Genomic DNA, 25,415 nt, shown 5'->3' on the forward strand with positions numbered 1-25,415 from the left:
CGCGTAGCGCCGGCATCTCGGTGGACGAACAGACTGCAAGATCGTGTCAGATCCGCCGTTCGGACCGCGACCTAATTGCCGCATCCGCAGCAAACAACAGCGGGGCCGGAAGGTTGGGAATAATCAACTTTCGCCGTGCGCACCGGCTGTTAGGTCGCGGCAACATCCCGACGCCAAGAAAAGGCGGTGCGTGGCTGCGACATGGCGGACTGGATCTGGCAGGTAAGCGCTGGCAACGGAACTTCGACCTGGGGCAGCCGCTGTCTCGGCCTGCCCGTCCTTTCACTCCCGGAGCCGAACGATGCGACTTCTGCTGATCGAGGATGATGTCGAGATGGCATGCTTCATCCGCGATGCGTTGCTGGAGGAAGGTCACGACCTGGAGGTCGCACCCCTTGGCGAGCCGGGTCTGGCGCGGGCGGAAGCGGGCAAGTTCGATGTGGTGATCGTCGATCGGCTGTTGCCCGATCTGCCCGGCACCGTGCTTGTGGAACGGCTGCGCGCAGGCGGAGATGTCACGCCCGTCCTGATGCTGACCGCACTCGGCTCGATCGAGGATCGCGTCGTGGGGCTTGGCTGCGGCGCCGATGATTACCTGGTGAAGCCCTTCGCCATGGCGGAGCTCAGCGCCCGGCTTGCTGCCCTGGCGCGCCGGGGCGGGACGATCATCGGCGAACTGGCCAGCGTCGGCGCCTTGCGGCTCGACCGTCTGAAGCGGGAGGTCTGGCGCGATGGCCGGCGGGTCGTGCTGCAGCCGCGCGAGTTCGAACTGCTTGACCAGCTCGTCCGCCAGGCGGGGCGGGTCGTGTCGCGGGCGATGCTGCTGGAACAGGTGTGGCACTTCCACTTCGATCCGCAGACCAACATCGTCGAGACGCATATGAGCCGGCTGCGCCAGAAGCTGAATGCCGGCAGCGACCAGGACCTGATCCAGACTGTTCGCGGCGTCGGTTATCGGCTGCGCACCGATGGCTAGCCGGATTGGCACGACGCGCCAGATCACCCTGTTCTTCGTCGGGTGCTTCACTGTGGCGACGCTGGCGCTCGGCAGCACGGCCTACGGCATCGCCAGCCGCGCGACACACCGCCAGTTCGATGCCGTGATCGAACGGGAAGCGGCGGGGCTTGTCCGTGTGCATGCCGCCGGGGGCACGCCTGCGCTGCAGCGTGCGCTGGATCGGCGCGATGATCGCGGGGTCAACACGCTGGGTTATCTGCTGTTCGATCGCGCCGGGCGGCGGGTGGGCGGTGAGCTGGAGGCCGGCGCACTGGCGCCCGGTTGGCAGGACATCCTGTTCCGCGACCTTGATGGCGAGAGCCATGCGGCACGCGCGCTGACGATCGAGCTGCCGGAAGGATTGCGGCTGACCGTGGCGGCAGAGACCGCCGCAACCACCGCGCTGGAGCGGACGATGGTACTGCTGTTTGCCGGCGGTTTCGGCGTGATGCTGGTGGTCGGCCTTGCCGGGGGTTGGCTGTTCGGCCGTGCCATCCGCCGCCGGCTGGAAACGATGAACGCCACCGCCGTCGCAATCATCGGCGGCGATCTCACATCCCGCGTCCCGCTCGGTGGGCATGGGGACGAGTTCGACCAGCTTGCCCGGACGCTGAACCGCATGCTCGACCGGATCGACACCCTGGTCGGCAATGTGCGGCAGGTGTCGAGCGACCTGGCGCACGACCTGCGCACGCCCATCACCCATCTGCGCCAGCGGCTGGAACGCCTGCTCGCGGGCGTGGGTGGCGATGCCGGGCAGAAGGAAGAGGTCGAGCGCGCGATCGCCGATGCAGATGCGATCCTGTCGCTGTTCGCCGCGCTCCTGCGCATCGCCGAGGTGGAATCGGGTGCCCTCAAGCGGTACTTCCGCGCCTTCGACCTCAGCGCGTGCGCTGCTGGCCTCGCCGAAAGCTACGCGCCGGTGGCCGAGGATGCCGGGCGGAGCCTTACGGCCCGGATCTCGCCCGGGCTCCACATCCTGGGCGATCCGGAGCTCGTGGCGCAACTGCTGGTGAACCTGCTGGAGAATGCGCTGCGTCATACGCCGCCGGGCAGTCACATCGACCTGCATCTGACGCATGGCGGGCCGACATGGGCCCTGCTGACAGTTGCGGATGACGGCCCCGGGGTGGCCGAGGCGCACCTGCCCCGACTGGCCGAGCGCTTCACCCGGCTGGAGCGCAGCCGATCGGCACCCGGGCATGGCCTCGGGCTCAATCTCGTATCGGCGGTCACCGCCGCGCACGGCGGAACATTGGCCTTCAAGGAAAACCAGCCTGGGCTGGCGGTCATCGTGCGCCTCCCGCTGGCGGTACCAGCCAGGCAGGATTGATTCTTCCCAAGGTCAGGCCAGACTTGTCGACTGGCCTTGCCACGCCTGTACTGAGCCTCCCGTTTGCATCGTGCCTCCCGCCGGGAACACGTACTTGCGGGAGATTTTTCATGCTTCGAAGTTTCTGTGGTTCCGCCGTGCTGATGGTTGCGGCCGCCCTGTCCTGTGCCACGTCCGCCCAGGCCAACAATGCACCGGACATTCCCGAACCCATGGTCTTCGATATGGTCCGTGCGCTCGGCGCGGAGCAAGGCGAGCTCGAGATCAACACGCTGGCGCAGATGTCCCCATGGGACAGCGGCCGGGTCGAGTGGGCGCCCGAGATCGAATACGCCCTGTTCGATCGCTTCGCGGTGGAGCTGGAACTGCCGTTCGAGAACACGCGCCTGAGCGAGCTCAAGTTCGGGCTGCAGGGCACCTTCGGCACCTTCAACAACGGCCAGGCGATCCATGGCGTGCAATATCTGGGCATTCATGACCGGCATGACGGGAGCTACACCAGCACGCTGGTCTATATCCTGGGGCAGCGGCTGGGCGCGCGCCTGAGCAGTGTCACGATGGTCGGCATCGGCGGCGTCGATCTCGGCAGTCGCAAGGGGCACAATGCGATGATCGTGAACCATTCGGTCTTTGCTGATCTCAGCGACAGGAGCACCGCCGGGGTCGAGGTCAATTTCGAAGGCGGGCGGCAAGGCGGCCTGCTGCTGATGCCGCAAATGCACCATACGCTCGCCCCCGGCACGCAGCTGCAGGCGGGCTTTGGCGTGGAGAAGAACCGCGGGGCCAGCACCACACCGCGTTTCGGGGTCCGCCTGATCCGCGAACTGTAAGCCGCGATCGATAAGCTCTCCAGCCAGGTTCTTACCTGCTGGCATTGCAGCCCGATTTCGCGCGCTCGGCGCGGTTCGAGCAGGGGCTCGGCGCCAGGGGATTGTCGCTGTTCGGCACCCATCCCGGCGGCGCCTGCGTCACTTGCGTCGATGGCACGTTGCTCGACGGGCCCGCTCTGCCTGCTCTGGCGCATCCTCTACGTCCGCGCCCAGGTACCTGACTGTGCTCTCGATGCGGGCCATCAGTTGATTGGCCTATGGCTCCGCCAACGACATGGAGAAGGGACGCGCGGATTGTCGGGTCGCCCATTGGCGGTTCGGCGTCGCCTGCATCCGGAAGCGCAACTCTCCGCCGCTCACGATCTCCTCGTGGCGGATGAACGAGCGATCGAGTGCGCGGCCGTTCAGGGTCACCTCACCGACATACGGGCGGGCGTCGTCCATCCCCTCCGCGACGATGGTGAATTGCTTGCCATTCGGCAGGTTCAGCACCGTACGGTCGGTGAAGGGGCGGCCGATCACATATTCCAGGCTACCCGGCGCGACGGGGTAGAAGCCGAGACCGGAAAACAGCAGCCAGGCCGACATCTGTCCCAGATCGTCGTTGCCCGACAAACCGTCAGGTGTCGGCTTGTACTGGCTCTCGATGATCTGCTTCAAACGCTCCTGCGTGCGCCACGGCACGCCGGCATAGTTGTACAGGTAGGCGACGTGATGGCTCGGCTCGTTGCCGTGGATGTACTGCCCGATCAGGCCGGCGATATCCTCGGCATGACTGTAGTCGAGCTTGGAATTGTCGAATTCGAACATCTGGTCGAGCTTCGCCGTCACTGCCTTGTCGCCGCCCATCTGATCGAACAGCCCAGCCTGGTCGTGCGGCACGAACCAGCTGTACTGCCAGGCGTTGCCCTCCGTGTAGTCCGATCCATAATTGATCGCGGTCGGATCGAACGGCGTACGAAAGGTGCCATCAGCCTTTCGCGCGCGAACGAAGCCGGTCTTGCTGTCGAATGTGTTGCGCCAGTGGCGGGCGCGTGCGTCGAACTGCGCCGCGATATCGCGCCTGCCCATCGCCTGCGCCATGCGGGAGATGGTCCAGTCATCGTAGGCGTACTCGACCGTCTTCGACGCGGCTTCGGGCTCGCGGTCGATCGCGACATAGCCGTGCTGCATATAGTCGCCGAGCCCGCCATATGGCGCGTAGCTGGCGCTCTTGACCATGGCCTGCAGCGCCGCGTCGGCGTCGAAGCCGCGCACCCCTTTCAGGTATGCATCGGCGATCACCGGCACCGCGTGGTAACCGATCATGGTCCAGGTCTCGCGCCCGTGGAACTGCCAGACGGGCAGGATGCCATGCGGGCTGACGGCCTGACTGGCGAGCAGCGAGCGCACAATGTCGCTGTTGACCTGCTCCGGCTGCACCAAAGTCAGCAACGGGTGCTCCGCGCGGAACGTGTCCCACAGGGAAAAGGTCGAGCGGAAGGTGAAGTCGCCCGCCTGGTGGACCTGGTCGTCCGGGCCGCGATAGCGCCCATCGACATCGCCAGCGATCGAAGGCGCGATCAGCGTGTGGTAGAATGCGGTATACAGCATGGTGCGCATCGGCGCGGGCGCATCGATCTCGATCGCGGCGAGCTCACGCTGCCATGCGGCGGTAGTGCTGCGGCGAATGGCGTCGAAGTCACCGGCCTCGGCAGCGAGATTGGCCAGGGCACCGGCCTCGTCCACCATCGACAGCGCGACTGTCACCTCCAGCGGGCGGTCGAGCTTCCCGAAGTCGAGTTGCGCCACCAGTGCACGGCCCGCAAGCTGCGGTACCGCGGCCGAACCGCGCCCGGGCGCCTGGAAACCGCGATACTCGACCGCCTCCTCCTTGTTGTGGAAGGCATGGCCGATCAGCGGCGCGGAGAAGCGCATCGCGAAGTGGAGCTTGCGAGCCGGCGCCCAGCCCCGCGTCTCTCGCGTGCCGGTGATCGTGCCGTCGGGATGGAGGCGCAAGGACGACCACAGGACCTTGCCGGGATAATTGTACAGCGACGTGCGCAGGTCGAGCACCAGGTGCGCGGCGGCATCCGGTTGAAAGGTGTAGCGGTGTACGCCGACGCGGGTGCCGGCGGTCATCTCCGCCTGCACCCCGGCATCGGGGAGGGACACGGCGTAGTAGCCGGGGCTCGCCTCTTCCTGGTCGTGCGAGAAGCGGGAGCGATAGCCCGATCCGGGCACCTCGGCATCGCCGGGCTCCAGCAAGACGGTGTCGCCGCTGACCGGCATGACAAGGAAGTCACCGAGATCGGAATGGCCCGCGCCCGAGAAATGCGTGTGCGAGAACCCCTGGATCGTCGGATCCTCGTAGCGATAGCCGGCGGCGTGGGGATAGCACTCCCGGATGACGCAGGTGGTGTCGGTGTCGGGGCTGAGCTGGACCATGCCGAACGGGGCGACCGCACCGGGAAAGGTGTGACCCTCGCCGCCCGTGCCGATAAACGGGTCCACAGCGGCATAGCCGTCCAGGGGAGGGGCGGGCATGTTCCCGTCCGACGTCTGCTGAGCGGGCGCGGCCGTGGCTAGCCCGATCGCCATGGCCAGGATGCTGATCCGGATCGCTATGGCCACGGCTTGTGTCTCCTCAACGCTGCTCGCGCCTACAACTGCCGCAACCAGGCGCCTAAACAAAGCGCTAAAGCGCTCCGCCTGACGCCGGCAACAAGCTGTCAGACCGCCTCATGAGGCTGCCACGAACACTCCGAACACATGAACGGATGGCGGCTTCCGAGAAGCGGGGGACATACCTCAACCTGAGGCCGCTTCCCGATCAAATCTCAGATTATAGGGCTTGCCTGTCAGCTTGATCCCGGTTGCGGCCGAGCGCGCCAGTACACTCCCCACCCGATCTGGCCCGCGTAAGTGGCCAAGTTAGTTCGCCGAACTGAGGCAGTGGCTTGAGGTGAGGTTGATGCCACTGGAAGGCGACTCTACATGGCGATCCTCGGGACGCGTTGCTGGCACAAGAGCCGGATCTCGGCCAAGCGATTGAATAGGCTCGGAACCTTGCCCGAGACATGTCTGGGTCTATGCAACCTGCGAGTACAAGTATGTTCAGCCTCACAGACCTGCAGATTGCCGAGCACGATTGGTCAGATTGCCCGCTAGGGACGCCGCCAGAGTGGCCGCACGCCTTGCGATCGATCATGGCCATGATGCTGGCATGTCCCAGCCCGATGTTCCTTGGCTGGGGCCCGGATCTTCTGTGCTTCTACAACGACGCCTACCATCCCATACTCGGCTACCGCGTCGACACGGCGCTTGGACGACCGTTCCGGGAGGTCTGGAGCGAGGTCTGGGAGGATGTGGAGCCCATGGTGTCCCGCGCCCTTTCAGGAAAGGGCTGCACGGCGAGTGACATGTTGCTGGACCTGAGGCGGAACGGCGTACCGGAGGAGAGCTGGTGGACGTTCAGCTATTCCCCGGTGTTTGACGATGCCGGCAAGGTGGCCGGCTTCCTCGCCGTCACCAGGGAGACAACCGCGCAGGTGCTGGCCGCACGTGCAAGCAACGAAGCCGAGCGGCGGCGGGAACTGGCCCTGTCAGCAGGCAACAGCATCGGCATGTGGGACTGGGACGTTGCCGCCGATCGCGTGACGAGTACCTCCCGCTTAGCATCGCTCTATGGCCTGCACCCGGATTGCGCGAGCGATGGCGTGCCATTCGCCGAGTTCCTGAAGCAGGTACATCCTCACGATCGCGCCCGGCTGCAGAGTGAGGTTGCTGCCGCTATCGAGGCATGTGGCAGCTTCCAGTGCAACTACCGCCTGCTGCAAGCTGATGGGAGCGTCCGGTGGGTATCCGCACAAGGACGCGCCATCGCCGATGCGACCGGGCGCTGCGTGCGCTTTCCCGGCGTGACCCACGACATCACCGACTTGATGGGTGCCGAACTGGCGCTTGAAGCTGCCAGGGAGCAGGGCGGCATCGTAGTCGAGTAATCCGCTGAGTTCCAAGGCAAGCTTTGATCGAGTACACCCGAAAGCATGGTCGCTCTGTCGAACTCCTTGCGCGCTGGCGTCTTGCTGTCGCTTGCCGCCTTGGGGCACCCCATCGCTGCGCGGATACCAGGCCACTACGATGCGATCCATACGGGCACGCCGTGGCTCGACCAACGTGGCCTGCCGGTCAGCGCGCATGGAGCCGGGATCATCAAGGACGGCGACACCTACTACCTGTTCGGTGAAGCCCACCGGGACATGACCAACGCCTTTGCCGGTTTCAACTGCTACTCCTCGACCGATCTGGTGAACTGGCGGTTCGAGAGCGTGGCCCTGCCGGTGCAACAATCCGGGCCGCTCGGCCCGGAGACGGTGGGCGAGCGGCCCAAGGTGATGCGCTCACCCACCAGCGGCGAATATGTGATGTTCATGCATGCCGACGCGATCGACTATCGCGGGCAGTTCGTCGGCTATGCCACGGCAGAGGACGTCACCGGTCCCTATACCTTCCAGGGGCCGCTGCTGTTCGACGGCAAGCCGATCAGGAAGTGGGACATGGGCACGTTCCAGGACAAGACGGCGCTGGTTATGTGCTGCTGCACGGCGGTGACATCTACCGCCTCACCGACGATTACCGCAGCGTGCATGGACAGGTGAACATCGGCCAGAGCATGGGTGGCCAGATTGTCGGAACAGGTTGCCCGCTGCGCGCTGCCGAAGGCGCGAAGCGAGGCGACATCCGGATCGGCAAGCCGCCCACGCCGATCCGGGGGTAGATTCAGGGTCGAGCAGATTAGTCCCTGCAGAGTGCCGACACGCCAAGGTGCCTGGACCGCTGGAGCAAACTTCCTCTCCCTCCCGCACAGTCAGATTTCCGCGCGGCCGGCCTGCATCAGGATGGCGTCCGACGGCAGCAGGTGATCCAGGAACGGCAGCAGCGCCGCGCCCACGGCGGGCGCATCCTTCGCCATGCTGGCGGCACGTACCATGCCGCGCGTGGGCATACGGATCTGGTCCAGCACGGCATTCAGCGCGCGCGCCAGCCGGTCGAGCAGCGGGGGCGGCAGCCGCCCGCCCAGCAGCACCACGTCGGGATCGATCAGGCATTGCACCGCAATCAACGGCGCGGTGAGCGAACGGGCAGCATCCACGATCCAGCAATCGACCACCGCCGCCAGCGCCGGATCATCGCCGGCCAGTTCCGCGGGCGGCACCCCGGTGATCCCCGCATGCGCCAGCCGCTGGTACAGCGCGGACATGGACACCGTGTCCTGCACCAGTGCGCCCTCTCGCCGCGCGGTGGGATCCGGCATCAGGCCGATCTCCCCGCTGCGGGAATGGGCGCCCCGGTGATATGCGCGGTCGATCACCAGCCCGCCGCCCAGCCCGGCCGCCAGCAGCAGGTAGAAGAAGCTGGGCGTCGCCAGCGCAGTGCCGGTCTGCGCCTCCCCCAGGGCGGCGGCAGCGGCGTCATTGTCGATGTGGATCGGCCAGGGCAGCTCCGCCGACAGCAGCCCGGCCACGTCCGTTCCGTTCCACACGGTATAGCCGGCGGGCTGGCCGGGCAGGGAGATGCGGCCGAGTTCGTCGGGCATGGCGACGCCGACGCCCAGGACGTTGGCAGGGTCGAAGCTGCCTTCGGCTCGCAGCATCGCCATCTGTTCGCGCACGAAGCCGAGCACGTCGTCCGGCATGGCGAAGGGCATGTCGGCGGTGCGGCGCGCGCGCACCAGCCCGGCGAGGTCTAGGATGATGATGGTCAGGTGGTCGCGGTCGATGCACAATCCGATGCCGAACGCGCCGTCGGGCTCCACCTGCAGGCGCAGCGGCGGCTGCCCGCGTCCGCCCAGCAGCCGTCCGGCATTGCGCACCAGCCCGGCATCGATCAGGCGGTTGGTGATGTTGGCGATCGTCGCCGGGGTCAGGCCCGTCTGCTCCGCCAGGGCGATCCGCGTCGTCTCTTTAGTCAGCCGGATCGCCTGCAGCACGGTGCGCTGGTTGTAGTCGCCAGCGCGGGCGAGATTGGTGCCGGACAGTCCACGCGTCAGGCGGGCGTCACGACTGCTTCCCTTGCGCGCCTCATCCATGGTCCCGGGGCGCCTGGTGCTTCCGGACAATCTGTTCATGAATTGCGTCTTAGCCAGCCCTGGCCAGCCCGACCAGTGCCGCGCGTGCAAACAGCCACCGTACAAGCGTCAGGTCGCAGGCTCCTGTCCATCGTCCTCGCTGCACCCCGGTGAGCGCGACAGCCGGAGCAACGACCCGGTCAGGCCACCTCCGGCCGGGCCACGTATGTCCTCGAGCCGCTGACCCAAAGGGCGTGCTGCAAGGTGCTCTCGCGCTCAGTACCGTGCGAGGCGATTGGCGGCGGCGGGTCCGTCGCTGTCAGGCGCCGGGCGCAGCCACGAAGGTCTGCTGCTGTCCGCCCAGCTTCTCGATGCCCAGGGCGACCACATCACCCGCTTTCAGGTACCACGGTTCCGGCCGTTGCCCCAGGCCGACGCCGGGCGGCGTGCCGGTGGTGATGATGTCGCCCGGCAACAGGGTCATGAATTGCGAGCAATAGGCTATGATCTGCGCGACGGTGAAGATCATGGTCGCGGTGGAACCGTCCTGCTTGCGTTCGCCGTTCACGTCCAGCCACATGCGCAACGCCTGCGGATCGCCGACCTCGTCTGCCGTGACCAGCCACGGGCCGACGGGGCCGAAGGTGGGGAAGCCCTTGCCCTTGTCCCAGGTGGGGCCGCGCTCGGTCTGCCAGGCGCGTTCCGACACGTCGTTGACCACGACATAGCCGGCGACATGATCCAGAGCCGCGGCCTCGGTGACGTTGGAGGCAGCGGTGCCGATCACGACGCCCAGTTCCACCTCCCAGTCGGTCTTGATCGAACCGCGCGGGATGGTCACCGGATCGTTCGGGCCCTGCAGGCAACTGACCCACTTGTTGAACACCACCGGCTCATCCGGGATGGGCAGGTTCGATTCCGCGGCATGGTCGGCATAGTTCAGGCCGATCGCCACGAATTGCCGCGTGCCCGTGAACGGGACGCCGTAACGAACCGCACCATCCACCTGCGGCAGCGATGCCGGGTCGATCGCCGCCAGCCGCGCAAGAGCCGCCGGCGCCAGCGCGGACGGGCCAAGATCGTCCATGTGACCCGAAAGGTCGCGGATGTTTCCATCGGCGTCGATCAGGCCCGGCTTCTCGTCCCCGGCTGTTCCGTAACGGCAGAGCTTCATGCGCAATCCCTCATGACGTGGCGAGCGGTCGTCGCCCTGTACCTTGCTGGTAAGTCATGATACGTCATACGTCAACGAGAACGAAAAGGGAGAGAAGGGCGCGTGAATACACGGCGAAACCTGCTGATGACGATGCCGGTTGCGGCGGCCGCGGCGGCGCTGCCCGGCGCCGGATGGGCGCAGCGCCGCCGGACGGTGGACATCCGTGATCATGGCGCGGTGGGCGATGGCCGCACGGTCAACACGCGGGCGATCCAGGCCGCGATCGACGCCTGCGCGCGCGATGGCGGCGGCATGATCGCGGTGCCCGCCGGCGTGTTCGTCAGCGGCTCGATCTGGCTGAAGCCGGGCGTCGGCCTGGAATTGCGCAAGGGTGGCGTGCTGAAGGGATCAGCCGACCTGGCCGATTACCCGCTGGTCATGCGCCGCTTCGTGGAAGCCTATCCCGAGCCGTTGCGGCTGGCGCTGGTGAATGCGTCCGGCAATCACGGCCTGCGGATCGTCGGCCCCGGCACGCTGGACGGGCAGGGCGATCCGTTCTGGCGCCGGTTCTTCACCCTGCCGGAGGAGTATCTGGACGGCAACAAGGTCTATTACCACCTGCCGCAGCTTTGCTCGATCGAGGATTGCGACGATGTGCTGGTCAGCGGGGTGCTGTTCAAGGATCCGGCCTTCTGGAACCTGCACATGTATCGCTGCCGCAATTCGGTGGTGGAGGATTGCCGGTTCGAGGTGCCGCACGAGATCCGCGCGCCCAGCAGCGATGGCGTGGACCTCGACAGCTGCCAGGACATCGTGGTGCGCCGCTGCCGCTTTTCCGTCGATGATGACTGCATCGCGCTGAAGGGCACGCAGGGTCCGGGCGCTGCCGCCTATGCCGAAGCGCCGCCGGTGGAGCGGATCCACATCCATGACTGCATCTTCGAACACGGGCTGGGCTGCATCACCTATGGCACCAACGCCACCATCATCCGCGACGTGCTGGTGGAACGGATCACCAATGTCGGCGACATCCCGACCATCCGCTTCAAGATCCGCCCCGACACGCCGGGGCAGGTGTACGAGAAGCTGCGGGTGAAAGGGGTGTGGCTGGCCGAGGCGCCGACGCCGGTCGATCGCTGGCACAATGGCGAGGTGTTCCACGGCACCGACATCCCCAACTTCACCTGGAGCGACCCGGCAATCGGTCTGATCGTCAATGCGCGGCTGAACCACGGCACCAGGGTCGAACCGCAGATGCCCGGTGCGATCATCCGCGACGTGGTGATCGAGGATGTGCGCGGCACGACCCGCAGCTTCGGCACCATCAGCGGCAACGCGACGACACAGGTCAGCGACTTCCTGCTGCGCAACATCGACGTGCGGCTGACCGACCCTGAACGCACCGCGCTGATCGCGCGCAACACCAGCAATATCCGGATGGAGAACGTCCGGGTGAACGGCGCCCCCGGGCAGATCGTGACGAGCTGAGACAATGGAGAGACAGATGCTGAGGCAGATCCTGGCCCTGATGCTCGCATGGGCGCTGGTCGCACCTGTGGCGGCGCAGGCCCGCAGCGAGACGCCGCTGGCCGATGGCTGGCGGTTCCATCTGGGCGAGGTCGGCGGCGATGCCAGCGCCCCGGCGTTCGACGATGCCGGGTGGCAGCAGGTGGCGGTACCGCACACCTGGAACAAGTTGGGCAATTACGACCTGACCCGCCGGCCGGACGCCGACACCACGCGCGGCGTGGGCTGGTACCGCACGCGGTTCACCCTGCCGCCGGATGCCGCGGGGCAGCGCACCTTTCTGCAGTTCGATGCGGCCAGCATCATCGCCGAGGTCTGGGTCAATGGCCGCAAGCTGGGCCGGCATGAAGGCGCCTTCAGCCGGTTCCGCCTGGATGCGACCGATGCGGTGCAGCCGGGCGAGAACGTGCTGGCGGTGCGGGTCGACAATTCCAAGCCCGGACCCGGCAGCACGACCGAGTTCATCGTGCCGATCTCCGGCGATTTCTTCATGTATGGCGGGCTTTACCGCCCGGTATCGCTGATCGTGGCGGAACAGGCGCATTTCGACCTGCTGGATCATGGCGGGCCGGGGATCTACGGCCGCGTCGTCGAACTGGACGATGCCGCCGCCCGGGTGGCCGTGCTGGCGCGCCTGCGCAATGCCGGGCGGGCGGGCCGCTTCACCCTGCGGACGCGCGTGCTCGACGCGGCCGGCCAGCAGGTGGCCGCCGGCGATGAGGCCCTGCGCCTGGCCGCGGGCGAGGCGGCCGCGCGGGAGCTTGCGCTGACCATCCGTTCCCCCCGGCGCTGGAACGGGCTGGACGATCCGTATCTCTACCGCATGGTGGCCGAACTGGTCGGGCGCGACGGCACGGTGCTGGACAGTGTGGAGCAGCCGCTGGGCCTGCGCACGGTGGCGGTCGATCCCGACAGGGGCTTTCTGCTGAATGGCCAGCCGCTGCGCCTGCGCGGCGTCAATCGCCATCAGGACCGGCAGGAAAAGGGCTGGGCCCTGAGCGAGGCCGACCATGCCGAGGACATGGCGCTGATCCGTGAAGTGGGCGCCAATTCGGTGCGGCTGGCGCATTACAATCATGCCACCCCGTTCTACGACCTGGCCGACCGCAACGGCATGATGCTGTGGGCCGAACTGGGGCTGGTCAATCTCGCCTCCATCCCGGGCGTGGCGGACACGCCGCCGCAGATGCGCGCCAGTGCGGAGGCGCAGATGGTGGAGCTGATCCGGCAGAACTACAACCACCCCTCCGTGGCGGTTTGGGGCATCGGCAACGAGATCACCAACTGGTCGTCCAAGGGGCTGACGCCGTCCAACGCCCGGCCCCTGATGGATGCGCTGGATGCGGTAGCGAAGCGCGAGGATGCCAGCCGCCCCACCACCATCGCCGCCTGCTGCGAAGTGCTGCCGGGCGAACCCGATGACGGGCGCGACTACACCTCCGGCACGGCGGATGCGGTCGGCTTCAACCTGTATTACGGCTGGTATGTCTCCGGCCGCGTCGCCGACGCCACCCGGCTGGGCGACGTGATGCGCGGCTATCACCGGGAAATGCCCACGCTGCCGGTCGGCGTTGGCGAATATGGCGCTGGCGGCGCGACCACCCAGCACACCGACAATGTCCATGGCGGCAAGATCGAGAGCATCTATCGCCCGCAGGCGGAAGAGGTGCAGGCGGCCGTCCACGAACTGTCATGGAAGGAACTGGCGCCGCTCGACTTCATGTGGGGCAGCTGGGTCTGGCAGATGTTCGATGCGACCTCCGACCTCAGGGAGGAAGGCGACAGCAGCGACATCAACACCAAGGGGCTGGTCACCTTCGATCGGGGCATCAGGAAGGACGCATTCTGGTTCTACAAGGCGGCATGGAGCAAGGACCCCGTGCTGCACCTGACGGGGCGCCGCTACGTCGACCGGGCCTACCGCGTGGTGGATGTGCGCGCCTATTCCAACGCGGCGGAGGCTTCGCTGCGGGTGAACGGGCGCGACATCGGCATGGCGGCCTGCGCGGATTTCGTCTGCGTGTGGCCGGGCGTGCAATTGTCCGCCGGGGAGAACCGCATCGAGGCCGCGGCCGGCGGGCAGAGCGACAGCATGATGCTGCGCTACTCCGGGCCGGAGCGGGCGGTGCATGTGCGCGCCGGATCGCTGGAGGGTGTGACGCTGGCGGGCGGCACGCGCTACGGCTCCGACAACTTCTTCGCAGGCGGGCTGGGCTATACGCTGAACCCCTATCAGCGCGAACTCTACGCCGCCGACCAGCAGCGCGCCGCGCCCAAGATCGTGGTCGGGGCCGAAGTGCCGGAGCTGTATGCCAGCTGGCGGGCAGGGCAGTCCTTCCGCTACGCCCTGCCGGTGCCCGATGGCCGGTACAATGTGACGCTGCACCTGTTCGATCCGGTGGAGACGGAGGCGGGCAAGCGGGTGTTCACCGTGGCGGCCGGCGGCGCGCGGCCGGTGCGGATCGACCCGGTGGCGCGCGCCGGCGGCGGGATGACGGCCACCACCGTCGAACTGCCCGCGCGGGCGGAAGACGGGGCGCTGGTGCTGGAGTTCACCGGCGAGATCGGCGAGGCGATCGTCTCGGCAATCGACGTGACCCCGCGCTGACCTGAGGCGGACAAGCGAAGGGCGGGCGCAGCCTGGTGCTGCGCCCGCCCTTGCCTTTTCCGCGGCTGGGCGGCGCCGTCAGCCTTCGTGTTCAGTCAGGCGGAAGACGCGCTGCATGGGCAGCCATGTCCCGTCCGGTCCGGCGGCGGGAATCGGCTGCTGGAACTGCCGCATCTTCGCGGTCCAGGCGATCACCGCCGGGTTGGCGGCATCGGCCGCAGCCTTCGCCGCGTCCGAATAGGTGTCGTCTGTCTCGATGATCATGAACATCCGGTTCCCCGCCCGGTAGATCTCCATTTCCAGGATCCCGGCATCGCGGATGGAGCGGGTGACCGCCGGGTCGGTGTTGCCCACCCGGTGCCAGTGTTCATATTCCGCGATCAGGTCGGCATCCTCGACCAGGTCGAGCGCGAGGCAGATGCGCCCGCTCATGCGTTGCTCCACCCGCCATCGATGATGTTGACCGTGCCGGTGGTGTAGGATGACAGGTCGCTGCCGAGATACAGCGCCAGTTCGGCGATCTCCGCCGGGCCGCCCAGCCGCCCCATCGGCTGGCGGGCGACGAAATCGGCGCGCGCCTTCTCCGCATCGCCGGTCGCGGCCATCCGGTCATCGAGCGAGGGCGACTGCACCGTGCCGGGGCAGATCGCGTTGCAGCGGATGCCCTGGGCCACGAAGTCCTGCGCCACCGACTTGGTCAGGCCGATCACCGCCGCCTTGGACGCGCAATAGACGAAGCGGTTGGGCACCGCGATGATCGATCCGGCGACGGAGGACATGTTGACGATCGACCCGCCGCCCCGCTCCAGCATGCCCGGCAGGAAGGCGCGGATCATGCGAAAGGCGGAACGGACGTTCAGGTCGAAGGAGAAGTCGAAGTCGGACTCCTCCGTCGTCAGGATCGTGCCCGCATGGACGAAGCCGGCGCAGTTGAACAGGATGTCCACCGGGCCGGCCTCCCCGGCGAAGCGGGTGATCGCGTCGCCATCGGTCAGGTCCAGCACATGCGTGTCGCAGCCCTCCAGCGTGGCCAGGGTGTCCGGGTTGATGTCGGCCGCGATCACGCGCGCGCCTTCGCGGATGAACAGTTCGGCGGTGGCGCGGCCGATGCCTTGGCCCGCGGCGGTGATGATGGCGGTCTTGCCCTGAAGGCGCATGGATCAGGCTTCCTGTGAGTGGTCGGGAACGGGTGCGTCGGCGCGGATGAGCTGGCGATCCTGCAGGTCGCGCCACAGCGCGGGCGGAATGATCGTGTCCATTAGCGCCACCGCCTGCGCCACCTGCCGGGGGCTGTTCATGCCGGGGATGACCGACACGACCTGCGGGTGCGCCAGCGGGAACTGCAGGGCGGCGGCGGCCAGCGGCACGCCATGGGCGGCGCAGATGTCCTCGATCGCGCCGACCCGCTCCACGATATGCGCGGGCGCGGGCTGGTAATCGTAGTGGACCTCGCCGCCGCCGCGCACGCCCTTGGCCAGGATGCCGGAATTGTACGGCCCGCCCAGCACGATCTTCACGTCGCGCTGCTGGCACAAGGGCAGGAAGGTGGCGAGCGCGTCCTGTTCCAGCAGGGTGTATCGGCCGGCGAGCAGCACCACGTCGATCTCGCCGACGGCCATGACCTCCTCGCAGACCTCCGTCTCGTTCACGCCCAGCCCGACGGCGCGGACCACGCCCGCCGCGCGCAATTCGCGCAGCGCGCGATAGCCGCCTTCCATGAACTCGGCGAAGCGGCGGGGATGGTCCTCCCCGTGGGCCATGCGGCCGAGATCATGGACGTAGAGGATGTCGATCCGCTCGCGCCGGAGGCGGTGGCGGCTGGCCTCGAACGATCGCATCACCGCGTCGTAGCTGTAGTCGAACACGCTTTCATACGGCTCGGGCGTGACAAAGGCCTGGCGCAGGGCCGACAGATCGGTGCCCGCAGGCACCGGGTCCAGCCGGCGGCCGACCTTGGTGGAGATGATCGCGCTCTCGTGCGGATCAGCCTCCGCCAGCGCAGCGCCCAGACGCTTCTCGCTCAGGCCGAAGCCGTAATGGGGGGCCGTGTCGAAATAGCGCAGGCCCGCCTCCCAGGCGGCAAGCACGGTTGCGTGCGCCTCCGCATCCGACAGGGCGCGATAGAGGTTGCCGATCGATCCGGCGCCGAAGCCGAGCCGTCCCAGTGCGGTAAGATCGACCATGCGCCCTTCGCTCTCCAGCTTGCTTCCCTAGGCCGTTAAATCATAATACGTCATACGTCAATGTCGTAGAACGCGGCAGCCGCGCCGACGAACAGCCGATCCAGCATGGCGGGCGCTTGCGGTCCCATCAGGTCCAGCGTGGTGTCGATCCATGCAGCGTAGCTGTCGCCGCTGTGGCGCAGGACCGGCCAGTCGCTGCCCCACATCAGCCGGTCGCCGAAACAGGCCAGCAGGTGGGCGACATAGGGTCGCAGCTCCTCCGCAGGTTGCCCCGGCGCCTGTTCCGTCCTGAGGCCCGACAGCTTGCACCAGACATTCGGCAGCGTCGCGAGCGCGGCCATCTCGTCCCGCCACGGATCGAGCCCGTTTTCGGCGATCCGGGGCTTGGCTGCGTGGTCGATGACGATGGGCAGGTCGGGCCAGCGTGTCGCGAAGCGGTGCAGGGTGGGCAGATGCCGGGGTTCGATCAGCGCGTCGAACCGCAGGCCGGTGTCGACCGTGGCCCGCAATGCCGGATCGAGCTCCGGCCGTAGGATCCACTCCGTATCAGCGATGCCCTGCAGCATGGGCCGCACGCCGCGCACGCGCGGTTGCGCGGCCAGGTGGCGGATGCGGTCCGGCGCGGCACCATCCGCCAGATCGACCCAGGTGACGATGGCGCGGATCAGCGGATCGTCCAGCCCCAGCATCCAGTCCGTGTCGCGATCATCGGCCTGCGACTGGACCAGCACCGCGCCAAGAAGCTGGCGCCCCGCCGCCTCGGCATGCAGGTCGGCGGGCAGGAAGTCGCGGTGAATGCGCGGCCAGTCCGCGTCCGGCCAGACCTGGCCGGGACCGCCGATCCGCCAGAAATGCAGATGCGAGTCGAGGAGGCGGATGGTCATGGCGGAGGCCTCGCTCAGTCTGCGGAGTCGCGGGCGGCACGTCGGCGCGCCCAGGAGCTTTCGATATGTTCGCGCATCGCCTTGCGCGCGGCGGGTCCGTTGCCCTTCACGATCGCGTCATAGATTGTCTCGTGCGCAACATGGGTGGCGCGGACATGCTCCACGTTCAGCCGGCCGCTATAGCCATGATTGCGCAGCGCCTCCGACTGCAGGCCGTCTATCACCGCCTTGCTCAGCTTGTCGCCCGAAATGCGCATGATGATGTCGTGGAACATGACATCCTCGTGCACATAGGCGGCGGGGTGGGGGATCAGGCTTTCCAGCTTCGCCATCTGCTGGCCCAGTTCCTCCAGCTGCTCGGCAGTCCGGCGCTCGGCCGTCTTGTACGTCATCTCGCCTTCCAGCAGCGACCGGATCAGCGAAAGGTTGTCCAGATAGCTGAGGCCGTCTTCCCGCTGGAACAGCGCGCTCAGGATCAGCGGGTCGAGCATGTCCCACCCGCTGGATTCGCGCACGATCGTGCCGCGCCCCTGCTGGGACACGACCAGCCCCTTTTCCGTCAGCGCCATGGTCGCTTCGCGGATCACGGTGCGGCTGACGCCGTACATGTCGCCCAGCATGCCTTCGGGCGGCAGGGCGGTGCCGGCGGGGTAGGTCTCGGTCACGATGGACTTGACCACATCCTCCACCACGGCTTCCGCCAGACGGGGGCGCCGCCGGATGCGCAGCGAATCCGCGGCAGGTTTCTCGTACATGGCTATGCGTCTCTTCCCGGTCGGATGGCAGCGATCGTCAATACCTGCCCATGGTAATGCTGCTTCGTCAACGCCTTGCCAAGATCAAAGATAATACATAATACCTTTGTTCTGATCACACGTGGTGGTTGCGGAGGGGGCATCAATGAAAATCACCGGCTACCGAAGCCTGGTCACGTCGCATGACTGGCGGCGCCCGGTCGGCGATGCCAATGGGGTCATCACTTCGGGCATCACCGAAGTGCCGGTGCTGATCCTCGAGACAGACGGCGGGCTGGAAGGGATCGGCCTGGGCCAGCATGCGGAGATCGCCCGGGTCTTCCCCGCGGTGGAAGGGCAAGACCCCCGCGCCGCGCCCGCCCTTTACGACAGCATGCTGTCGCATGTGTTCAAGAGCGGGCACACCGGCCTGACTTATGGCGCCATCGCCGCGATCGACATGGCGCTGTGGGACCTGAAGGCCAAGATGGCGGACGAACCGCTGTGGCGCACGCTGGGCGCGGCCGACCGGTTTGTGCGCGGCTACGCCTCCGGCCTGTGCTACGGGCTGGAGGACGAGGAGTTCGCCGCCCATTATGCCCTGTGGGCGGAGCGCGGCTTCGACTCGGCCAAGATCAAGGGCGGCAAGGATCTGGCGCGCGACATCCGCCGGCTGAAGCTGGTGCGCGAGATCATGGGCGCGAACACGCCCGCACCCGCGCTGATGCTGGACGTCAATGAAAGCTGGAACCGCAAGCAGGCGATCCGCCATCTGGCCGCGATCGAGGCGGCGGGGATCGACCTCACCTGGATCGAGGAGCCGGTGCGCCGCTGGGATGCCGCCGGCCATGCCGCGATCACCCGCGCGGCCCGCTGCGCCGTGGCGACGGGCGAGAACCTGACCGGGCTGGAACAGTTCGCGCCCTTGTTCGATGCCGGCGCCGTGGATGTCGTGCAGGCGGGCAGCGTATGGGGCATCACCCATTTCACCCGCGTCGGCATCGCCGCGCATGTGCGCGACCTGCCGGTTTCCCCCGTGGGATATGACGGCAACCCCGTAGCCCATGCCGCCGCCGCCTTGCCCAACATGATCGGCATAGAGGTGCAGGACTTCAACTGGCCGGCGGGGCTGGATATCGACCAGCAGATCGCCGATGGCGGCATCATCCTGGGCGACCGCCCGGGGCTGGGCATCGTGGTGGACGAGGTCGCCATCGCGCAGCACAGGGTGGAGGGCAGCTGGAACGCGGCCGGCGGACCGCACAAGCGCCCGCGCGATGCCGGCCTGCGGCTGGTGCCGGAGGTCGGCGCATGACCACCGCCGTGGCCGATCCCGCCTATGTGCTGGGCCGCGCACGCACGCGGCTGCAGTTCTCGCTGATGGCGAACTTCTTCCTGCTGATGGCGCTGTATAGCGGCGTGCTCGGCGTGTTGCTGCCCAACCAGATCGCGATCCTGGACCCGGACAACAAGGCGAACAATCTGGCGCTGCTGTTCGCCATCACCTCCATCTTCTCGACCCTGGCGACCCCGATCGCCGGCGCGCTGTCGGACCGGACGCGCAGCCGCTGGGGCCGCCGCACGCCGTGGATCGCGATCGGCTCCCTCGTCGGCTCGCTGGCGCTGTTCGGCGTGTCGTGGATGACCAGCCTGTGGTCGCTGATGGTGCTGTGGGTGATGGCGGCAATCGCCTACAATTCCATGCAGCCGGCGATGACCACCCTGATCGCCGACCGCTTCGCGCCGGAAGTGCGCGGCGGCGTGTCCGGCATCGTGGGCGCCGGAATGACCGCGGGGCTGACCGCCGGCACGGTGGTCGCGGGCTACCTGGCCGGGCAGGCGACGCTGGCCTATGGCCTGTTCGCCGCCGCCATCGCGGTGTCGTGCCTAGCCTTCGTGACGCTGAACCGCGAACCGTCGAGCGAGACGATGCCGCGCCGGCCGATCAAGTGGGGCGAGTTCGTGCGCGGCTTCTGGATCAGCCCGCGCGAGCATCCGGACTTCGCCTGGGCGTTCCTCAGCCGGTTCACCATCTACATGGGCTATCAGGGCGTCGCCGCCTACCTGCTGTATATCCTGCGCGATTATATCGGGCTGAGCGACGACGCTTCAAACACCACCATCGCCAACATGGCGGTGATCACGCTGGTCGGCCTGGTCGCCTCCGCGCTGGTGTCCGGCTGGTGGTCGGACCGGATCCAGCGGCGCAAGCCCTTCGTGATCGCGGGCAGCCTGATCATGGGCTGCGCCATGGTCGCGCCGCTGGCGTTCCCGTCCATGACCGGCATGTGGGCCTATGCGGCCATTATCGGCGTGGGATACGGCATGTTCATGTCCATCGACATCGCGCTGATGACGCAGGTGCTGCCGCAAAGCGCGCTGGGGGATGAAGGGCGCGACCTGGGCGTGCTGACCACCGCCGTGAACATCCCGCAGATCATCAGCCCGGTGATGGCCGCGGCGCTGCTGGGCCTGAGCGGCGGGGATTACCGCACGATCTTCTGGGCCGCGATCCTGTTCGTGTTCGGATCGGCCATCTGTGTTGTGCCGATCCGGGGCGTTCGCTAAACATAGTACGTATTACATCATTTGACATTTGCCGAAGCAGGGCGCAGCATAGCGTCACAAGATAATTGATAGGGATGGGTGAGTTGATGGCACAGGTGAGTGGACGTGCGCGTCGCGCGCTTCTGGTTGCAACCGCGCTGCAGGCAGTGACCTGGGGCAGCGTTGCCGCGGCGCAGGTGATCCAGCCGGCGCGGCAGGCCGAGGCGGATGATGCCGATGTGCAGGCGGGCGAGGAAATCGTCGTCACCGGCATCCGGGCCGCCGAACGGGCGGCGATCGACATCAAGCGCAACGCGGTCGTCGTGGTCGATTCCATCGTGGCGGAAGATCTGGGCAAGCTGCCGGACAACAACGTGGCGGAATCGCTGCAGCGCATCCCCGGCGTGACCATCGAACGCAACCGCGGTGAAGGGCGCTTTGTCACCGTTCGCGGCTTCGGGCCCAAGTTCAACGCAGTCACCGTGAACGGCCGCACGCTGGCGACCGACAATAATGGCCGCGAATTCTCGTTCGACGTGCTGCCATCCGAAATCATCTCGGGCGCGGATGTCTACAAGTCGCCGCAGGCCAGCATCAACGGCGCGTCGATCGGCGCCACGGTCGACGTGCGCACGATCCGCCCCATCAATGGCCGCAGCGGCGTCAGCTTCGCCGGGTCGGCCTCCGGCATGTGGTCGGAACTGGCGGACAGCTACAATCCCGAAGTCTCCGCCGTCGGCAGCTGGAAGAACGAGGACGGCACGATGGCCTTCGCCCTGGGCGGGGTCTATTCGAAGCAGGAGAACCGGATCGACGAGTTCACCATCGGCGCGGGGCATGTGCGGCGGTCGAGCACCGACAGCTACTACAATCGCGGCGGCGTGCCGGGCGCGCGCATCGGCCCGGATGTCGCGCCGTTCAGCAGTGTGTCGATGCCGTCCAACCTGTCGCCGTTCTTCTTCGAGCGTGACCTGACCCGCTGGGGCGTGAATGCGGCGTTCCAGTTCCGCCCGTCCGACCGGCTGACCGTGTCGGTCGACGGCCTGTATTCCAAGGCCCGGTTCGTGGAGCAGCAGACCGGCCTCGCCTATGATTTCGCCGGCGGCACGCTGGTGGACCAGGTGGTGGAGAATGGCGAGGCGCTGTACCAGCGCTATGTCGGCGGCTTCGTCGACCAGATCATCCAGTATGACGATCGCGACGTCACCACCGACCAGCTGGGCATCAATTTCGACTGGGAAGCGACGGACGATCTGCGCATCAAGCTGGACGGCTCGCTGTCCAACGCGAAGCGTCGCGGCAAGGAGAACAATCTGTTCACCACCATCCGCCGCAAGAATGTCGACCTGTTCTGGGACCGGCGCAGCGGCAGCCCGATCTACGATTACGGCTTCACCAGCCCGAACTACGCCGATGCGGCGACCAATCCCAACGGGGTGACCGCGCATTATTACATCTGGGGCGGTGGCGCGAATATCGATGACGAGATCGCGGAAGCGCGCGCGGATGCCGAATGGAACCCGGGCGGCGGCGCGTTCACCCTGGCGGCCGGCGGGCTGATCCAGCGCCGCGTGAAGACGATCACCGCCGACGAGACGTCGTTTGCCGAACAATGCGTTTATTGCGACTCCAACCGCGTCTTGCCGCCCTCCCTGTTCGAGCCGACGAACCGCGGCTTCTTCCCCGGCGGCGGCGGCAACATCCTGCGCGACTGGCTGATCTACGATCCGCAGGCACTGGTGAACCAGATCGACCAGTTCGCGGCCGAGGATGGGCGGACCTTCGACCCGGCGGTGTTCTCCCCCGCCGCTTCGTCCGAAGTGGATGAGAATGTGCGCGCTGCCTATGTGATGGGCTCGCTCGACACGGAGGTCGGCGGGCTGCCGCTGGCGGTGAATGTCGGCCTGCGGTTCGAGGATACCGACTACACCTCCTCCGGCGCGTCACGCACCGTGGTCAGCGCCCGGCCGAACGAAGGCGGGCAGAACATCGTGGTGGTGTCGCCGGTGATCCCGGTCAGCTTCCGTGGCAAGTACCAGGACTGGCTGCCTTCGGTGAACCTGCGCCTGTCGCTGACGGACGAGCTGCTGCTGCGCTTCGCCGCGTCCAAGGTGATCACCCGGCCGACCCTGTCCGACCTGTCGCCCCGCCAGTCGATCCAGACCAATCCGGGCAACGAGACGATCCGGCGCGGCAATCCCGATCTGCAACCCTTCCGTGCCAAGCAGGTTGAGGCCGGGCTGGAATGGTACTTCACGCCGGATTCATTGCTGAACTTCGCCGCCTTCTACAAGGATATCGAAAGCTTCGTGACGCTGACCACCACGCCGCAGGTGGTGGACCAGGTGACGTTCCAGGTGACCGTGCCCGACAATGGTGAGGGCGCGACGGTGAAGGGGTTCGAGGTCGGCTACCGCCAATCCTTCTCCAGCTGGCTGCCGGCACCGTTCGACGGCTTCGGCGTGCAGACCAGCTACAACTACACCGACTCCAATGCGAACTACACCAATGCGGTGGCCAATGTGTCGTTCGGGCTGGAGGGGCTGTCCAAGCATTCGTACAGCCTAGTCGGCTTCTACGAGAAGTACGGCGTCACGGCCCGGGCGGCCTACACCTATCGCAGCAACTTCCTGCAGGTGGCATCGGGCCGCAATGGCGAGCCTGAATATTTCGACGCCTACGGCCAGCTCGATCTCAGCCTGGCCTACGACCTCACGGAGCAGTTCACGATCTTCGCCGACGCGATCAACGTGAACAATGCCAAGGAGTTCATCTACTCCGTGACGGAGGATCGCACGAAGGAATACCGGCAGACCGGCCGGCGTGTCTCGGCCGGCGCGCGCATCCGCTTCTGATCGATCTCCCCCGCCGGTCCCCACCCGGCGGAACATGGGCGCCCCGGTCTGCCAACCGGGGCGCCCTTCTTATGTCAGTCGCCGAGCGTGCGGGTGGTGCCGAGCGCCACATCGGTGCTGCCCTGCGCATCGGCCACCGCGGCGCGCGGGGCAGGGGAGGTGACCGCGTCGATATTGGCGCCGGCGACATCGCGCAGGGCGATGATGGGCCGCGCATCCGGTGCCTCCACCCGCAGGCTGAAGCCGCGCACGGTCAGCCGGCGGGCATGGCGGGCATACAGCCCGGCCGCCGGCAGCGTGCCGAGATAGCTGACCTCCAGGCTGGTCTCGCGGCGATATTCGGGAGTGCGGGCGGCATCTTCCGCCGTGCCGCCGCCTTTCGCGACGATGTCGATATCGCGGAAGGTGACATCCTCCACCGGCGCATCGGCGATCCCCTCCACCCCGCAGACATAGGGCGTCGGGGCACCGGTCACGCTGATCCCGTCGAACTGGATGCGACGCACCTTGCCGACCGGGGTGCCGCGTGGCGCACGCATGCGAGCGCCATGGTGGACGAACAGCGGATGGTTGAACGGATCGCGGATCGTGATGTTGGACACCGACACATCCTCCAGCGTGCCGCCATCGACGATCCCCATCAGGATGCCGCGCGTCGCCGTGCAGATGCAGTCGGTGATGCGGATGTTGCGGAACCCGCCATTGGTTTCCGTGCCCAGCTTGATCCGGCCGAGCGGGCCGATATTCTCGATATTGTAGTCCGACTTGCGGTACGTGCCATCCAGCAGCGATCCCATAAGATAGCCGCTGGTCTTGCAGCCCGACACCAGAATATCCTCGCACAGGACCGCCCGACCGAGCGCGTAGCTGCTCTTCAGCACGATGGCGTCGTCCTTGGGCGCGTTGACCGTGCAGTTCACGATCCGCACGTCGCGGCAGGCGTCGATGTCGATGCCGTCTCGGTCGGTGTCGATCACCAGCCCTTCGATCTGCATGTTGCTGCAGCCATGGGCGATCACGCCGAAATGACCGGCCTGCAGGATCGTGAAATCCTGCAATCGCACGCCGCGGCAGTTCATCAGCCCGATCGTCTTGTTCGCCCGGCCGACAGCCGCGCGTTCCTCCGGGTTCTGCAGCGCCTGTTCGCGCGGGGTGATGCCCAGCGCGGCGGCCGATTGCCACTGGCCCCGGCCATGCCAGCGTTCGCCCGGACCTGCCCGGTCCAGACCCACACCATGCAGCATGCCCGGCCCCAGGATCGCGACGTTGGTCACGCCGTCTCCCACGATCAGGCTGTTATGGACATGGGTGATCCCGAAATCCTGGAACTGCTCTTCCATGTAGTTTTCGGGCGGATCGTAATGGGCGCCATGTGTGTCCGGATCGGCGGCGATGATCGTCGCCCCGGCGGACAGGACCAGCGCGATATTGTCGCGCAGGCGCAGGGTGAAGCACAGATAGCGGCCCGGCGGCACCACGATCGTGCCGCCGCCGCGCTGCGCCGCAGCCTCGATCGCGCGGTTGATGGCCGGGCTGTCGATCGCCACGCCATCGCCGACGGCGCCATAATGCCGGACATCCTCGAACACCCCCTCCGCCACGGCATGGGCCTGGTCGATCCAGCCGGCGGCGATCAGTGCCGCACCGCAGGTCATCAGCATGGACCGGCGATCGAGGGCGGTTCCTTCGGTAAACATGCGCTCTCCTTCATC

19 protein-coding genes are annotated in these 25,415 nt (G+C 66.9%); 10 read left to right on the plus strand and 9 right to left on the minus strand.

Features of this window, described 5'->3' with window-relative positions; all coding sequences use genetic code 11:
* Positions 1-301: 301 nt before the first annotated feature.
* The 3 genes from D5S08_RS10435 to D5S08_RS10445 all read left to right on the plus strand — a co-directional run bounded on the left by D5S08_RS10435 (position 302) and on the right by D5S08_RS10445 (position 3,160).
* The gene (locus D5S08_RS10435; protein WP_121118269.1) at positions 302-976 is read left to right on the plus strand and encodes a response regulator transcription factor; all 675 of its coding nucleotides are present in this window, start codon (positions 302-304) and stop codon (positions 974-976) included.
* Positions 969-2,330, plus strand: coding sequence for a HAMP domain-containing sensor histidine kinase (locus D5S08_RS10440; protein WP_121118271.1), 1,362 nt, complete (start codon positions 969-971; stop codon positions 2,328-2,330). Before D5S08_RS10435 ends, D5S08_RS10440 begins: the two co-directional genes overlap by 8 nt.
* A 110-nt stretch (positions 2,331-2,440) precedes the next feature.
* Positions 2,441-3,160 carry a hypothetical protein gene (locus tag D5S08_RS10445; RefSeq protein ID WP_241557346.1) on the plus strand — a complete coding sequence of 240 codons (720 nt, stop codon included), beginning with the start codon at positions 2,441-2,443 and terminating at the stop codon, positions 3,158-3,160.
* Between the two features lie 255 nt (positions 3,161-3,415).
* On the opposite strand, the gene D5S08_RS10450 is transcribed toward D5S08_RS10445, so the two are convergent.
* The gene (locus D5S08_RS10450; RefSeq protein ID WP_241557367.1) at positions 3,416-5,686 is read right to left on the minus strand and encodes a GH92 family glycosyl hydrolase; all 2,271 of its coding nucleotides are present in this window, start codon (positions 5,684-5,686) and stop codon (positions 3,416-3,418) included.
* A gap of 662 nt (positions 5,687-6,348) precedes the next feature.
* Between D5S08_RS10450 and D5S08_RS10455 the strand changes: the two genes are divergently transcribed.
* The gene (locus tag D5S08_RS10455; protein ID WP_162301958.1) at positions 6,349-7,143 is read left to right on the plus strand and encodes a PAS domain-containing protein; all 795 of its coding nucleotides are present in this window, start codon (positions 6,349-6,351) and stop codon (positions 7,141-7,143) included.
* Between the two features lie 45 nt (positions 7,144-7,188).
* Positions 7,189-7,800 (plus strand): family 43 glycosylhydrolase, encoded by a 612-nt coding sequence (locus D5S08_RS10460; protein ID WP_206610321.1) that lies wholly within the window; start codon positions 7,189-7,191, stop codon positions 7,798-7,800.
* Positions 7,801-8,009: 209 nt separating this feature from the next.
* On the opposite strand, the gene D5S08_RS10465 is transcribed toward D5S08_RS10460, so the two are convergent.
* Together D5S08_RS10465 and D5S08_RS10470 are read right to left on the minus strand one after the other, a co-directional pair.
* On the minus strand, positions 8,010-9,230 hold the full coding sequence (locus tag D5S08_RS10465; RefSeq protein WP_121118275.1) for an ROK family transcriptional regulator: 1,221 nt from the start codon (positions 9,228-9,230) through the stop codon (positions 8,010-8,012).
* A 298-nt stretch (positions 9,231-9,528) separates the two neighbouring features.
* Positions 9,529-10,383 carry a fumarylacetoacetate hydrolase family protein gene (locus tag D5S08_RS10470; RefSeq protein ID WP_121118277.1) on the minus strand — a complete coding sequence of 285 codons (855 nt, stop codon included), beginning with the start codon at positions 10,381-10,383 and terminating at the stop codon, positions 9,529-9,531.
* A 102-nt stretch (positions 10,384-10,485) separates the two neighbouring features.
* Between D5S08_RS10470 and D5S08_RS10475 the strand changes: the two genes are divergently transcribed.
* Both D5S08_RS10475 and D5S08_RS10480 read left to right on the plus strand, forming a co-directional pair.
* A complete protein-coding gene (locus tag D5S08_RS10475; protein ID WP_126665536.1) occupies positions 10,486-11,853 on the plus strand; it encodes a glycoside hydrolase family 28 protein in 1,368 nt (455 codons plus the stop codon).
* A gap of 16 nt (positions 11,854-11,869) precedes the next feature.
* A complete protein-coding gene (locus D5S08_RS10480) occupies positions 11,870-14,500 on the plus strand; it encodes a glycoside hydrolase family 2 TIM barrel-domain containing protein (protein WP_162301959.1) in 2,631 nt (876 codons plus the stop codon).
* A 78-nt stretch (positions 14,501-14,578) separates the two neighbouring features.
* Here D5S08_RS10480 and D5S08_RS10485 read toward each other — a convergent pair whose 3' ends face one another.
* Genes D5S08_RS10485 through D5S08_RS10505 form a run of 5 tightly spaced genes read right to left on the minus strand, consistent with a single transcriptional unit; the run spans position 14,579 to position 18,322 of the window.
* Positions 14,579-14,932: an L-rhamnose mutarotase gene (locus D5S08_RS10485; RefSeq protein WP_121118282.1), complete on the minus strand. Its 354-nt coding sequence runs from the start codon at positions 14,930-14,932 to the stop codon at positions 14,579-14,581.
* Positions 14,929-15,657, minus strand: coding sequence for an SDR family oxidoreductase (locus tag D5S08_RS10490; protein WP_121118284.1), 729 nt, complete (start codon positions 15,655-15,657; stop codon positions 14,929-14,931). Before D5S08_RS10490 ends, D5S08_RS10485 begins: the two co-directional genes overlap by 4 nt.
* 3 nt (positions 15,658-15,660) lie before the next feature.
* Positions 15,661-16,683, minus strand: coding sequence for an aldo/keto reductase (locus D5S08_RS10495; RefSeq protein WP_121118286.1), 1,023 nt, complete (start codon positions 16,681-16,683; stop codon positions 15,661-15,663).
* A gap of 50 nt (positions 16,684-16,733) precedes the next feature.
* Positions 16,734-17,567, minus strand: coding sequence for an amidohydrolase family protein (locus D5S08_RS10500; RefSeq protein ID WP_175578925.1), 834 nt, complete (start codon positions 17,565-17,567; stop codon positions 16,734-16,736).
* 14 nt (positions 17,568-17,581) lie between these two features.
* Entirely contained in the window at positions 17,582-18,322 is a 741-nt protein-coding gene (locus D5S08_RS10505) for a FadR/GntR family transcriptional regulator (protein ID WP_121118288.1), read from the minus strand.
* 145 nt (positions 18,323-18,467) lie between these two features.
* Between D5S08_RS10505 and D5S08_RS10510 the strand changes: the two genes are divergently transcribed.
* From D5S08_RS10510 to D5S08_RS10520, 3 genes are all read left to right on the plus strand, one after another.
* Positions 18,468-19,616 (plus strand): mandelate racemase/muconate lactonizing enzyme family protein, encoded by a 1,149-nt coding sequence (locus D5S08_RS10510; protein WP_121118290.1) that lies wholly within the window; start codon positions 18,468-18,470, stop codon positions 19,614-19,616.
* Entirely contained in the window at positions 19,613-20,869 is a 1,257-nt protein-coding gene (locus tag D5S08_RS10515; RefSeq protein WP_121118292.1) for an MFS transporter, read from the plus strand. Before D5S08_RS10510 ends, D5S08_RS10515 begins: the two co-directional genes overlap by 4 nt.
* Positions 20,870-21,015: 146 nt before the next feature.
* The gene (locus tag D5S08_RS10520) at positions 21,016-23,703 is read left to right on the plus strand and encodes a TonB-dependent receptor (protein WP_241557347.1); all 2,688 of its coding nucleotides are present in this window, start codon (positions 21,016-21,018) and stop codon (positions 23,701-23,703) included.
* Positions 23,704-23,777: 74 nt separating this feature from the next.
* Here the strand turns inward: D5S08_RS10520 and D5S08_RS10525 are convergent, their stop codons facing one another.
* On the minus strand, positions 23,778-25,400 hold the full coding sequence (locus D5S08_RS10525) for a rhamnogalacturonidase (RefSeq protein ID WP_121118294.1): 1,623 nt from the start codon (positions 25,398-25,400) through the stop codon (positions 23,778-23,780).
* Positions 25,401-25,415 lie beyond the last annotated feature (15 nt).

The sequence above is a fragment of the Croceibacterium ferulae genome (genome assembly GCF_003660445.1).
Taxonomy (GTDB): domain Bacteria; phylum Pseudomonadota; class Alphaproteobacteria; order Sphingomonadales; family Sphingomonadaceae; genus Croceibacterium; species Croceibacterium ferulae.